Genomic DNA, 12510 nt, shown 5'->3' with positions numbered 1-12510 from the left:
GGCAGCAGGCTATACGCCGCCGCAAGGGCGGGCAAGCGACGGCGCATGGCGCCGGGTTCACCCGTCGACGAAGGCGTCCGGCGGCAGTCGTGCGGCCAGCCAGGCGCGTGCCTCCTCCAGCGGTTGCGCGTAGCGGCGCCAGGCACCGATGCCGCGCACGTGCAGCGGCTCGCGCACCTGCGAGCTGCTGGCCGTCGCCGAAGGCGACCGGTTGCGCAGCAGGTCCACGCACTCGGGCTCGAACGGCAAGCCGCAATGCTCCATCACGCGACGCGCCACCGGCTCGGGGTCGCGCACCAGGTCCTCATAGCGCACGGTCAGCACCACGCCGGGCAGCACCTCGTCCCAGTACTGCAGCATCTGCCGGAAACGCCGGTGTTGCGCCGCCGCCTCCAGCGGGTCGTAGCTGTACGGGTAGGCGTTCCCCGCAAACAGCTCCTTCAGGTTGGAGAAACAGGTGTCCAGCGGATCCCGCACAAGGCAGACGATGCGCGCCGCCGGCATGGCCTTGTGGATCAGGCCGGCATACCAGAAGTTGACCGGCAGCTTGTCGATCAGGAAACGCCGGTCGCGCGCACGCCAGGCGGTACGCTGCAGGTAGCCGCGCCCGATCGCGCCAAAGTCGAGCTCCCCGCACGCACGCAACAGCACCGGATCCACGTGCTCGACCAGCTTGTCGGCCTGCCAGCACAACTGCAGGTGGAAATCGTTGAGCTCGCCGGCCGAGGCAACCTGGCTGTGGTTGCCCAGGATGCGCTCGAGCACCGTCGTGCCGGTGCGCGGCTGGCCCACGATGAAGATCGGCACGTGGGCGGCGTCCGCGGCAGGCGCCACCGGATCGAGGAAGGCGCGCCGGCAAAGCGCACGGATCGCGGCCACCCGTTCCTCCTCGCGCGCGGGTTGCCACGGCAGGCTGCGGCGCTTGATCGCCGCCCCCCGGGCCATCGCCTCCCACGCGCCGCGGGTGTCCCCGGCCGCATCGAGATGGATGAACAAGGCGTAGTACAGCGTGGCCGCGTTCACGTGATCCTGCGGCGGCAGGCGCTGCAAGGCGTGGCGAATCCGTTCCAGTTGCGCCGGGGCATCGGCCGCGCGGTCGTGCTGGGCCAGCATCAGCATCGCCATCGCGGAGTCCGGCGCAAGCTGCAGACAACGCTGGTACTCGGCCGTGGCCTCGGCCTTGCGGCCGAGATGGCGCAAGGTGGTCGCGCGCATGTAGGACAGCCTCGGCGTCGGCTCGCCACGGGCCAGCGCGGCATCGAGGAAACGCAGCGCGTCGTCGTGCACATTGGCCTGGCCCAGGCACTGGGCGAGTCGGTCGGCGGCGGCCAGCACCTGTGGATGCTCCGCCCCGGCGGCCTGGATCAGTTGCACCGCCAGCAACGATTCACCCAGTCCTTCCAGCTGCAGGGCCACGTCGGCCAGCAGCTGCCACTGGCCCGCCTCGCGCACCGCCGCAGCGGCGTTGCGCAAATGCTCGATGGCCGCCCGGCAACGCTGCTGCGCGACGGCCAGGCGCGCCAGGGTCAGCCAGGCCATCGGCTGATGCGGATCGAGCGTCACGATGGCCTCGAGTTCGACGGTCGCCGCGCGCATGTCGCCGGCATCCAGACAGCGCCGGGCGCGCTGCCAGTACGCCTCCAGTTGGCCCGCGGTCGGCGGCGTCATGGACGCGCGACGGCGTGCCGCCGCGGCATGGCCTGCTTGCCTGAAAGAAGGGTGCTCATCGGGGTGCGCGACGCGCGCGAGTCGGGAACGGACATGGCCGCGACGGTAGCGGCGTCCCTGCGCCTTTGCAAGGCAACGCGCGCGCCTACTCCCGCTCGCGTTTGGAGCGATGACCGCGCGGCGCCTCGATCGGTCGGCCGCCGCGCTGGCGGCGCAACCGCGCCTCGAGGGTGGCCGCCTGCTCTTCGCGTTCGTCGTGCAGCTTGAGGTAGTTGCGCCAGCGTTCGGCGCTCAGTTCGCCGGTGTCCAGCGCCATCTGCACCGCGCAGCCCGGCTCGCTGCCGTGGCCGCAATCGGCGAAGCGACACTGCTCGGCGAGCGCCTCGATATCGGCGAACAGGTCGAGCTGCTCCTCGCCGGTGAGCTTCAGCTCGCGCATGCCGGGGGTGTCGATCAGGCAACCGCCCGAGGGCAACTGCAGCAGCGCGCGATGGGTGGTGGTGTGGCGACCGCGGCTGTCGTGGCTGCGCACGGCGGCGGTGGCCATGGTCGCGGTGCCGAACAAGGTATTCGTCAACGTCGATTTGCCGGCGCCGGAGGAGCCCACCAGCACGGCGCTGTCGCCCGGCTGCAGGTAGCGCGCCAGCTCCTGAGTGCTGGCGGGGTCCTTGCAGTTGATGGCGTGGATCGGCGTGCCCTGCGGCAGGCGCTCGCGCAGGGCGGCGATTTTCAGCGCCGCATCCTCGCACTTGTCCAGCTTGCTCAGCAGTACCACCGGCTGCGCGCCAGAACCCTCGGTCAGCAAGAGATAACGCTCGATGCGGGCGGGGTTGAAATCGCCGTCCAGCCCGGTCAGCACCAGCACGTAGTCGATGTTGGTGGCGATCAGCTGGCGCTCGTAGCGCTCGCCGGCGGCGGCGCGCGACAAGATGCTGCGGCGCTCGCCCACGGTGACGATGTGCGGGGGCGTGCCGTCGGCCACTTCCACGAAATCGCCCACCACCGGCCGCTCGGCGGGGTCGATGCCGCGCCTGAGGAAGCGACCATCCGGCTGCGCGCCGAACAGCGCGTGGCCATCGTGCAGTTCATAGCCGGCGCGATGCTGCGCCACCACCCGCGCCAGGCGCAGGCCGTCAACCGGCAGGTTGTCGCCGCGCCAGCCGATATGCCGCAGCCGCTCGATCGTTTCGACATCACTCATGGCGAGACTTGCCTGGCATGGTGGGGCGATTATGCCTTGCCCGGCCACGACCCGACGATGGCCCGCCCGCTGCCTCGCGGTCGACTCGCGCTGCACTGCATCACGCTGCTAGCATCCACGTGACCGGCGCGTGCGCCGATTCCCACAACGAAGGAACCCAGGCGTTGGCTCCGATCATCCCCAGTGCGCACCTGGCAGACGTGCGCTACGAGATCCGCGGCGCGCTGACCCGGCGCGCCCGCGAGCTCGAATCCGCCGGGCACGACATCATCAAGCTGAACATCGGCAACCCGGGCCGCTACGGCTTCGAGGCGCCGGCACACCTGCGCGAAGCCATCGCCAGCCACCTGCACGAGAGCGACGCCTACGGCCACGAACAGGGGCTGGAAGCGGCGCGCGAGGCGATCGCCGCGCAGCAACGCGGCCGTGGCGCGCGCCACGTGCAGCCCGAGCGCATCTTCATCGGCAACGGGGTCAGCGAACTGATCGACCTGGCCTTGCGCGCCCTGCTGCAGCCCGGCGACGAGGTGCTGCTGCCCAGCCCGGATTACCCGCTGTGGAGCGCGGCCACCATCCTCAACGGCGGGCAACCGCGGTACTACCGCTGCCCGGCCAGCCGCGGCCACCTGCCCGACCCGGACGAGCTGGAGGCGCTGGTCACCCCGCGAACCCGCGCGCTGGTGCTGATCAACCCGAACAATCCGACCGGCGCGGTGTATCCGCGCGAGCTGCTGCAGCGACTGGCGGAGGTCGCCGCGCGACACGGCCTGCTGCTGCTCGCCGACGAGATCTACGACGAGATCCTTTACGACGGCGCGCGCTTCCAGCCGCTGGCGGAAATCGCCGGCGAGCTGCCCTGCCTGAGCTTCGGCGGACTCAGCAAGGTGCACCGCGCCTGCGGCTATCGCGTGGGCTGGATGAGCCTGTCCGGCGCACCCGCGGGAACGGCCGTGTACCGCGATGCACTGCAGCTGCTGGCTGCGTTGCGCCTGTGCGCCAACGTGACCGCACAATGGGCGGTGCTGCCCGCCCTGCAGGACGCGCCGACGATCGACGCGCTGACCGCGCCGGGCGGGCGCCTGCACGAGGCACGCGAGGCGGTGTTGCGCGGGGTCGCCGCCAGCGAACACCTCGAACTGGTGGCGCCGGCCGGCGCGTTGTATGCGTTCCCCGCGGTGCGCGCCGAACGCATTCCGCAGTTCGACGACGAATCCTTCGCCCTGCGCCTGCTCGAGGAGGAATCGGTGCTGGTGGTGCCCGGCAGCAGCTTCAACGTGCCGCGCAGCCGCCATTTCCGGCTGACCCTGCTGCCGCCGCCGGCGCAGTTGCGCGAGGTGTTCGTGCGGATCGAACGCGTATTGCAACGGATGGCGCGCGAACAGGCGGACACCGCCGTCGTCGCGGCCTGAGCCGGGCCGGATGACCGCCGCGCCATCGCCGCTGCGCCTTCTCGCACTCGGCGACTCCTACACCATCGGTGAGGCCGTAACCGCCGCGGAGCGCTGGCCGGCGCTGCTGGCGCAGCGCCTGCGGCAAGCCGGGGTGGACGTGGGCGAACCGCAAATCGTGGCCGTCACCGGCTGGACCACCGACGAGCTGGCGCAAGGCATGGACGCGGCGGCCCTGCTACCCGCGCACGATCTGGTGACCCTGCAGATCGGCGTCAACAACCAGTACCGCGGCCGCGGTCTCGACGAATACGCCGTGCAGTTCGGTGCCCTGCTCAAGCGCGCCATCGCGCTGGCCGGCGATCGCGCCGGGCGGGTGCTGGTGGTGTCCATCCCCGACTGGGGCGTTACCCGCTTCGCCCGCGAACAGGGCCGCGATCCCGCGCAGATCGCCCGCGAGCTGGACGATTTCAACGCCTGCGCGCGCGATCTGGCCGAAGGCCGCGGCGCCCGTTTCGTCGACATCACGCCGATCTCGCGCCGGCACCCCGAACTGGTCGCCGGGGACGGCCTGCATCCTTCGGCGGAGCAGTATGCGCGGTGGGTGGAGGCGATTGCGCCGATCGCGCGCGAGGCGCTGCGCTGACCGACCCGGCGGCCGCCGGCTTCAGAAACCGGCGTCGTGCTCCTCCGCTGCCAGGCCAAGAGTCACCGCACCCTCGCCCACGTTGACCATGCCGGTGATGCTCATCGGCGCCTCCATCAACTCGACGCCGCATTCCGCGCAGGCCTCGCGCAGGCCGGCATAGCCCGGCAACTGATCCAGCACGGCCAGGTCGCCGCCGTAACTCACGCACACCACCGGCACCAGCAGGCCCTCGCGCACGCGTCGGGCCGCGTAGTTGAACAACGCCTCGGCACCCTGGTCGAACCCGCGCACCTTGCCGACCGGGCCGGTTTCCCCGCGGAAGCAGCGCAGGATCGGCTTGACGTCCAGCGCCGAGCCGAGCATCGCGGTGAGCAGGCTGACGCTGCGGTCGTTCTTCTTCTTGGCGCGGGCACGCAGGTAGTAGAGGTCGCGCGGCAACATGTAGCCATAGCAGTGTTCGGCGACGTACAGCAGCCGCTCGCGGATCGCGGCGGGCGCCTCGCCGGCGGCGATCATCCGGCTCGCCTCGACGATCACCGGCGCGGCGCCGGCGAAGATGTTGCGCGTGTCGATCACCCGCATCATGAACGGGCCAGGGGTGCCGGCCTGCTCACGCACCTGGCGGTAATTTTTCAGGATCGCGAAGCTGGCCTGGTTGACGTGCGCATTGATCGGGCTGCGCGTGGCGGTGATGGTCAGGCAGAACACGCAGTCCTGCTCCAGCACCAGCTTGTCCAGGAACAGCTTCTGTACCTCGGCCACCGGGCACGGCTCGGTTTCGGCGGAGTGGCTGCGGCTGCCCAGGCGACGGGCGATGAACCGCTGCAAGTCGCCCGGTTCGCGATCATCCATGAACGTGTCGCCGTCCACCTTGACGGTGATCGGCATCACCGAGATACCGTGCTTGTGAAGGAACGCCTGCGAAACGTCGCAGGCCGCGTCAATCGCCAGGCCCATCCGCATCACGTCACCCCCGTGCTCACGAAGCGCAGGGGCAACATAGCACGCGGAGGTGGCGCTGCAAGCCTGCCCCGCAGGGATCTGCCGCCCGATGGATCCAGCGGCGCGGGGCCTTCCGCCGCGGTGGTCGAAAGCCGCACTGCGTCAAGGTCGGGCGGTGGCGATCGCCTATGATGGCCGGGTCCCGCGCCAGCGCGGGCGAAGTGGAGGGATGGCCCTTGTTTGTCCATGTGGAAACGCGCCGCCGGCCGCGCTGGCACTGGGCGACCGTGCTGCTGGTCAGCGTCTGCGTGGTGTGCTTCGTCGGCCTGGCGATGATCCCCGCGCCGCAGCGCATCGCGCTGCTGCTGCAGTGGGGCACGGTGCCGGCGAACATCTTCGATGCGCACGAACCGCTGCTGCCGCAGCTGACCGACCCGGCGCTGCTGCGACTGTTCACGGCGCTGTTCATCCACGTCACCTGGCTGCACCTGCTGGGCAACCTGCTGTTCCTGGTGATCTTTGGCCTGCCCGGCGAGCGCACGCTGGGATCGCTGCGCTTCCTGGTGCTGTTCGTCATCGGCGGTGTGGTGGCCAACCTGATCGGGGCGTTGTCGCTGGCCGGCGTGCGCCTGCCGATCATCGGCTGCAGCGGCGCGGTCTCGGCGGTGGTGGGCGCCTACGTGGCGCTGTTCCCGCGCGCGCGCCTGGGTCTGGTGCTGCCGCTCGGCCTGTACCTGCAGTTCGTGCGCGTGCCGGCCTTCCTGCTGATCGGCATCTGGGTGCTGCTGCAATTGCTGTTCAGCTACGCCGGGCCCAGCTACGGCGCCTACGTGTGGTGGGCGCACATCGGCGGTTTCGTGTTCGGCGTGGGCTTTGCGCTGTTCTCGCGCGAGGCGATCGCCAGGCGCTTGCGCGGCTGATTCCGGCGCTCAGTCGTTGGTCCAGCCATGCAGGCGGGCGAAGCGGCGCAACAGCCGGCGCGCGATCGGAGTGGCGCCGACGTCGTTGAAGATGCGTGCGGGGTCGGCACCTTCGCGATGCAGGTCGTGGCGTTTGCGCCGGATGTAGGCGCGCATGACATCGGCATTGACTTCGGGGTGGAACTGGACGCTGATCGCCTTCGGCCCGTAGCGCAGCCACTGGTGCGGGTCGCGTGCCGAGCTGGCGAGGATCCGCGCACCCGCGGGCGGCTCCAGCACGCTCTGCTCGTGCGTGGTGTGGGCGCGGAAACGGGCGGGCAAGCCATCGGCCAACCGGTCCGACGTCTGCCCCGCCGCAAGCTCGATCGACTGGGTGCCGATCTCGCGCCCGCCCGGCAGGTAATCAACCCGTCCGCCGAGCGCGTGCGTCATCAGCTGATGGCCGTAGCAGACGCCGAACAGGGGCAGCTCGGCATCCATCGCGTCGCGGATCCAGCCGGCGGTCGCTTCGCTCCAGGGCAGTTTCTCGGTAACCATCGCGGCCGAGCCGGTGACGATGGCGCCGGCCACCCCGTTCGCGGCCGGCAGCGATTCGCCGGCCGCCACGTCGACGATGTGCAGGCGCTCCGGCAGCAAGCCCGCGGCGAGGCGGAACCAGTGCGGGAAATCGCCGTGGCGCGCACGGATGCTGTCCGGCGCCCGGCCGGTGCGGATGATCAGGACGGGTTTCATGCAGGGTCTCGAGGGATGTCACTCACGCTGGCGCTGATCATCGGCGAAGGCGTCGATCGGCGGCAACACGGTGAGTACCTCCTGCACCGTGGTCAGGCCGGCGGCGACCTGGTCGGCCGCGGAGATGCGCAGCGGCCGCATGCCTTCGGCCAGGGCGGCCTGGCCGAAACCGCTGAGATCGAGCTGGGCCGAGATCATGCCGCGCAGCTGCGGCGAGAGCTTCATCATCTCGTAGATGCCGGTGCGGCCCATGAAGCCGGTGTTGCGGCACTCCAGGCAACCGACCGGCTTGTACACCTGCGCCGGCAGCGGCATCGTCCAGCCGTGGGTCAGCACGTTCCACGCATGCGGGTCCTGGGTGGTGGCCTGCTTGCAATGCGGGCACAGGGTGCGCACCAGCCGTTGCGCCACCACGCCGGTGAGGGTGGACTGGATCAGATAGTGCGGCACGCCGAGGTCGAGCAGGCGGGTGACCGCGCTGGGTGCGTCGTTGGTATGCAGGGTGGACAGCACCAGGTGTCCGGTGAGCGATGCCTGCACCGCCATCTGCGCGGTTTCCAGGTCGCGGATCTCGCCGACCATGATGATGTCCGGGTCCTGCCGCAGCAGGGTGCGCACGCCGGCGGCGAAATCGAGGTCGATCGCCGCGTGCACCTGCATCTGGTTGAACTCCGGCGAGACCATCTCGATCGGGTCCTCCACCGTGCACACGTTGAGCTCCGGCGTGGCCAGGTGCTTGAGCGTGGAGTACAGCGTGGTGGTCTTGCCCGAGCCGGTGGGGCCGGTGACCAGCACGATGCCGTGCGGGCGCTCGACCATGCTGCGCCAGTTCTCCGCCTCGCTGGCAGAGAAACCCAACTGGGCGAAATCCTTCACCACCAGGTCCGGATCGAAGATGCGCATCACCACCTTCTCGCCGAAGGCGGTGGGCATGTTGGAGATGCGCAACTCCACCTCGCGCCCCGAGGCCGAGCGGGTCTTGATGCGGCCGTCCTGCGGGCGGCGCTTCTCGGCCACGTCCATGCGCGCGAGGATCTTGATGCGCGCGGTGACCGCGGTCATCACCGGCGCCGGCAACTCGAACACTTTCTGCATCACGCCGTCGATGCGGAAACGGATGTAGCCGGTGTCGCGCCGGGGTTCCAGATGGATGTCCGAGGCGCGCTGCTCGAAGGCGTACTGCAGCAGCCAGTCGACGATGTGCACCACGTGGCGATCGTCGGCACCGACCTCGCCGCTCTTGCCCAGCTCGACCAGTTGCTCGAAGTTGAGGATGGCCGAGGAGCTGTCGCTGCCGGTCTTGGCATCCTGCGCCAGCTGGATCGAGCGCTGGACGCCGTAGAACTCCTGCTGGTAGCGGTTGATGTCGATCGGACTGGCGACGACGCGCTTGATGTCCCGCCGCAGCATGTGCGCCAGGTCGGGCGCCCAGGCGTCATCGAACGGCTCGCTGGTGGCGAACGTCACCTCGCCCACGGTCGCCGCGATCGGCAGGATGCGGTGCCGTTTCGCGTAGGCGAGGCTGACCACCTGGGTAACCGCGGCCACGTTGATCTTCATCGGATCGATCTTGAGGTACGGCAGCCCGGCATGGCCGGCCAGCCACTCGGCCAGCGTCTCCAGGCTGAGCGGTCGGCCGGTCTCGCGCTGGTTGGCCAGCTTGGCGTTGGCGATCACCACCAACGGATGCAACTCCACCGTGCTGCGGCCGGCGCGCGCGCCCATGCGGACGTTCTTCGCATCCTCGGCCAGCGCGTAGCCATCGACGACCAGCGCGGCCAGTACCTCGTCCAGTTCGAGCCGGCCGCGACGGCCGAGCAGGGAGGCAATCTGTGGTGATGCAGCCATCCGGCACGTGTCCTCTGCAGGGCTCCGCCAGCCGGAAATTCCAGCCGCAAAGCGAGCTGCAGCTATACTAACGCGCTTTAACCCAGGTCACGGAAAGCCATGTCCGCGCGCACCTTCCAGGATGTGATCCAGACCCTCAACCGCTACTGGGCGGCGCAGGGTTGCGTACTGCTGCAGCCGCTCGACACCGAAGTGGGCGCGGGCACCTTCCATCCGGCCACCTTCCTGCGCGCGCTCGGTCCCGAGCCGTGGTCGGCCGCCTATGTGCAGCCGTCGCGCCGCCCCACCGACGGTCGTTACGGCCAGAACCCGAATCGCCTGCAGCATTACTACCAGTACCAGGTGGTGATGAAGCCGAATCCGGAAAACATCCTGGAGCTGTACATCGGCTCGCTGAAGGAGCTCGGCCTCGACCCGCTGGTGCACGACCTGCGCTTCGTCGAGGACAACTGGGAATCGCCCACGCTGGGCGCCTGGGGGCTGGGCTGGGAGGTGTGGTTGAACGGCATGGAAGTCACCCAGTTCACCTATTTCCAGCAGGCCGGCGGCCTCGAATGCCGCCCGGTCACCGGCGAGATCACCTACGGCCTGGAGCGCCTGGCGATGTATCTGCAGAACGTGGACAACGTCTACGACCTGGTCTGGACCGACGGCCCGCGCGGCACGGTCAGCTACGGCGACGTGTTCCTGCAGAACGAGGTCGAGCAGAGCACCTACAACTTCGAGCACGCCAACGTGGCCGAGCTGCTGCGCTGGTTCGACGTCTGCGAGGGCGAGGCGAACAAGCTGGTCGCCGCCAACCTGCCGCTGCCTGCCTACGAGCAAGTGATGAAGGCCAGCCACACTTTCAACCTGCTCGATGCGCGCCGCGCGATCAGCGTCACCGAGCGGCAGCGCTACATCCTGCGCGTGCGCGCCTTGTCGCGCGCGGTCGCCGAGGCGTACGTGGCGCAACGCGAGAAGCTGGGTTTCCCCGGGCTCAAGCGCAGCGGCGTCCACCAGGAGCAGGCCGCATGAACACCGGCAAATCGCTGTTGATCGAGCTGGGTACCGAGGAACTGCCGCCGCGTGCGCTGGACGAACTGTCCGCGGCGTTCCTGCGCGGCATCGTCGACGGCCTGGCCACGCGTGGCGTCAGCGCCGGACTGGACCAGGCGATGGCGTACGCCTCACCGCGCCGTCTGGCTGCGTACATCCCGGCGGTGGCCTCGGCGCAACCGGAACAAGCCATCGAACGCCGCGGCCCCGCGGTAGCCGCTGCGCTCGACGCCGAAGGACAGCCATCGAAGGCGTTGCTGGGCTTCGCCCAATCCTGCGGCGTCGACGTCAGCCAGCTGGAAAAACTGGAGACCGACAAGGGCGCGTGGTTCGTCTGGCGTGCGGTCAAGCCCGGCCGGCCACTGGCGGCCCTGCTGCCGGAGATCATCGACGAGGCGCTCAAGGCGCTGCCGATCCCGCGCCCGATGCGCTGGGCCGACCACGACTACAGCTTCGTGCGCCCGGCGCACTGGCTGGTGATCCTGCACGGCGCCGACATCGTCGACGGCAAGGTGCTGGGCCTGGTCAGCGGGCGCAAGTCGCGCGGTCACCGTTTCATGCATCCGCAACCGGTGCACGTGGCCGACGCCGACGGCTGGCTCGACGCGATGCGCGCCGCGAAGGTGCTGGCCGATCCGCGCGAGCGGCGCCAGCGCATCCAGCAGCAGATCGAGCTCGCCGCGCAAGGCACCGGCGGCACGCCGCAACTGGACGACGCGCTGCTGGACGAACTGGCCAACCTCACCGAATGGCCGGTGGCGATCGCCTGCACCTTCGAGCGCAGCTTCCTGGACGTGCCACCCGAGGCGCTGGTCACCACCATGGTGGCGAACCAGAAATTCGTGCCGGTGTTCGACGCCGAGGGCAAGCTGACCGAGCATTTCATCGGCATCGCCAACATCGAGAGCAAGGACCCGGCCGAGATCCGCCGCGGCTACGAGCGGGTGATCCGGCCGCGTTTCGCCGACGCCAAGTTCTTCTGGGACGAGGACCTGAAGACGCCGCTGGCCAGCTACCAGGAGCAGCTGAAGAACGTCACCTACCAGCAGGCGCTGGGCAGCCAGTGGGACAAGAGCGTGCGCGTGGCCGAACTGGCGCGCGTGGTGGCCAACCGGGTCGGCGTCGATGCGGCGCTGGCGACGCGCGCGGCCAGCCTGGCCAAGTGCGACCTGCTGACCCGCATGGTCGGCGAGTTCCCCGAGCTGCAGGGCGTGATGGGCCGCTACTACGCCGTCCACGACGGCGAACCGGCGGCGGTGGCCGAGGCGCTGGACAGCCATTACCGCCCGCGCTTCGGCCGCGACCGCATCGCCGCGGACCCGCTGGGCCAGGTGCTGGCGGTGGCCGAACGGCTCGACACCCTGGCCGGCATCTTCGCCATCGGCATGAAACCCGGCGGCAACAAGGACCCCTTCGCGCTGCGCCGCGCGGCGCTGGGCCTGGCGCGCACCCTGATCGAGGGCGGCCTGGAACTGGACCTGCGCGCCAGCTTCATCGAGGCACTGGAACAATTGCCCGATGCCGCCCTCGCGGCCGGCCTCAAGCCGGGCAAGGACGGCAAGCCGCCGGCGCTGCAGGCGGGCGCGCGGCGCGCGATCCTGCTGGAGGACCTGCTGGACTTCGTGCACGAACGGATGCGCGGCTACTACGCCGAACAGGGCTTCGAACACGGGGCCTTCGAAGCCGTGCTGGCGGTGCAGCCGGCCAGTCTGGCCGACTTCGACCGGCGCCTGCGCGCGGTGATCGAGTTCGGTCGCCGGCCCGAGGCGGCGAGTCTGGCCGCGGCCAACAAGCGCGTCGCCAACATCCTGCGCAAGCAGGCCGAAGAGGCTGGCGCGCCGCCCGTCGGCCGGATCGTCGACCCGGCGTTCTTCGAGGCAGACGCGGAGCGCGAACTGGCCGATGCCCTGGCCGCCGCGCAGCAGGACAGCGCCGCAGCCGAGGCCGCGGGCGATTACGCCGCGGTACTGACCCGTCTGGCGCAACTGCAGGCGCCGGTCGATGCGTTCTTCGACAACGTGCTGGTGAATGCCGACGATCCCGCCGTGCGGGCCAATCGCCTGGCCCTGCTGAACCAGCTGAAGAGCCAGTTCAGCACCGTGGCGGACATCGCCCTGCTCTGAA

General features: G+C 69.8%; 10 protein-coding genes. 5 read left to right on the top strand and 5 right to left on the bottom strand.

Annotation, left to right across the window (positions count from 1 at the left end; genetic code table 11):
* Nucleotides 1-57: 57 nt before the first annotated feature.
* Nucleotides 58-1668, bottom strand: a complete 1611-nt coding sequence (locus tag B1991_RS03220) for a tetratricopeptide repeat-containing sulfotransferase family protein (protein WP_136257268.1) — start codon at nucleotides 1666-1668, stop codon at nucleotides 58-60.
* Between the two features lie 145 nt (nucleotides 1669-1813).
* Nucleotides 1814-2869 carry a ribosome small subunit-dependent GTPase A gene (gene rsgA, locus B1991_RS03215; RefSeq protein WP_136257267.1) on the bottom strand — a complete coding sequence of 352 codons (1056 nt, stop codon included), beginning with the start codon at nucleotides 2867-2869 and terminating at the stop codon, nucleotides 1814-1816.
* Nucleotides 2870-3033: 164 nt separating this feature from the next.
* On the opposite strand from rsgA, the gene B1991_RS03210 reads away from it, so the two are divergent.
* Both B1991_RS03210 and B1991_RS03205 read left to right on the top strand, forming a co-directional pair.
* Nucleotides 3034-4278, top strand: coding sequence for an aminotransferase class I/II-fold pyridoxal phosphate-dependent enzyme (locus tag B1991_RS03210; protein ID WP_136257266.1), 1245 nt, complete (start codon nucleotides 3034-3036; stop codon nucleotides 4276-4278).
* 10 nt (nucleotides 4279-4288) lie between these two features.
* Complete coding sequence (locus B1991_RS03205; protein WP_136257265.1) at nucleotides 4289-4903, top strand: SGNH/GDSL hydrolase family protein; 615 nt, start codon at nucleotides 4289-4291, stop codon at nucleotides 4901-4903.
* A gap of 21 nt (nucleotides 4904-4924) precedes the next feature.
* Here B1991_RS03205 and B1991_RS03200 read toward each other — a convergent pair whose 3' ends face one another.
* Nucleotides 4925-5869, bottom strand: a complete 945-nt coding sequence (locus B1991_RS03200) for a DegV family protein (protein ID WP_210772083.1) — start codon at nucleotides 5867-5869, stop codon at nucleotides 4925-4927.
* 215 nt (nucleotides 5870-6084) lie between these two features.
* On the opposite strand from B1991_RS03200, the gene B1991_RS03195 reads away from it, so the two are divergent.
* Nucleotides 6085-6768, top strand: a complete 684-nt coding sequence (locus B1991_RS03195) for a rhomboid family intramembrane serine protease (protein ID WP_136257263.1) — start codon at nucleotides 6085-6087, stop codon at nucleotides 6766-6768.
* Between the two features lie 9 nt (nucleotides 6769-6777).
* On the opposite strand, the gene B1991_RS03190 is transcribed toward B1991_RS03195, so the two are convergent.
* Both B1991_RS03190 and tfpB read right to left on the bottom strand, forming a co-directional pair.
* A complete protein-coding gene (locus B1991_RS03190) occupies nucleotides 6778-7500 on the bottom strand; it encodes a glutamine amidotransferase (RefSeq protein WP_136257262.1) in 723 nt (240 codons plus the stop codon).
* An 18-nt stretch (nucleotides 7501-7518) separates the two neighbouring features.
* Nucleotides 7519-9348, bottom strand: a complete 1830-nt coding sequence (gene tfpB, locus B1991_RS03185) for a type IV pilus assembly ATPase TfpB (RefSeq protein ID WP_136257261.1) — start codon at nucleotides 9346-9348, stop codon at nucleotides 7519-7521.
* Between the two features lie 99 nt (nucleotides 9349-9447).
* On the opposite strand from tfpB, the gene glyQ reads away from it, so the two are divergent.
* A complete protein-coding gene (gene glyQ / locus B1991_RS03180) occupies nucleotides 9448-10365 on the top strand; it encodes a glycine--tRNA ligase subunit alpha (protein WP_136257260.1) in 918 nt (305 codons plus the stop codon).
* The gene (gene glyS, locus B1991_RS03175; protein ID WP_136257259.1) at nucleotides 10362-12509 is read left to right on the top strand and encodes a glycine--tRNA ligase subunit beta; all 2148 of its coding nucleotides are present in this window, start codon (nucleotides 10362-10364) and stop codon (nucleotides 12507-12509) included. The genes glyQ and glyS overlap by 4 nt, the downstream gene beginning before the upstream one ends.
* Nucleotide 12510 lies beyond the last annotated feature (1 nt).

The organism is Rhodanobacter lindaniclasticus (assembly GCF_004799035.1).
Classification (GTDB): Bacteria; Pseudomonadota; Gammaproteobacteria; order Xanthomonadales; family Rhodanobacteraceae; genus Rhodanobacter; species Rhodanobacter lindaniclasticus.
Note: the sequence above shows the minus strand (reverse complement) of the source record. Positions and strands in the feature narration are given on the sequence as shown.

Excerpts from the sequence above, each read along its gene's own strand:
- B1991_RS03205 (WP_136257265.1), top strand. The coding sequence starts at position 4,289 with ATGACCGCCGCGCCATCGCCGCTGCGCCTTCTCGCACTCGGCGACTCC.
- B1991_RS03220 (WP_136257268.1), bottom strand. The coding sequence starts at position 1,668 with ATGACGCCGCCGACCGCGGGCCAACTGGAGGCGTACTGGCAGCGCGCC.
- B1991_RS03190 (WP_136257262.1), bottom strand. The coding sequence starts at position 7,500 with ATGAAACCCGTCCTGATCATCCGCACCGGCCGGGCGCCGGACAGCATC.
- glyS (WP_136257259.1), top strand. The coding sequence starts at position 10,362 with ATGAACACCGGCAAATCGCTGTTGATCGAGCTGGGTACCGAGGAACTG.
- rsgA (WP_136257267.1), bottom strand. The coding sequence starts at position 2,869 with ATGAGTGATGTCGAAACGATCGAGCGGCTGCGGCATATCGGCTGGCGC.
- glyQ (WP_136257260.1), top strand. The coding sequence starts at position 9,448 with ATGTCCGCGCGCACCTTCCAGGATGTGATCCAGACCCTCAACCGCTAC.
- tfpB (WP_136257261.1), bottom strand. The coding sequence starts at position 9,348 with ATGGCTGCATCACCACAGATTGCCTCCCTGCTCGGCCGTCGCGGCCGG.
- B1991_RS03200 (WP_210772083.1), bottom strand. The coding sequence starts at position 5,869 with ATGCGGATGGGCCTGGCGATTGACGCGGCCTGCGACGTTTCGCAGGCG.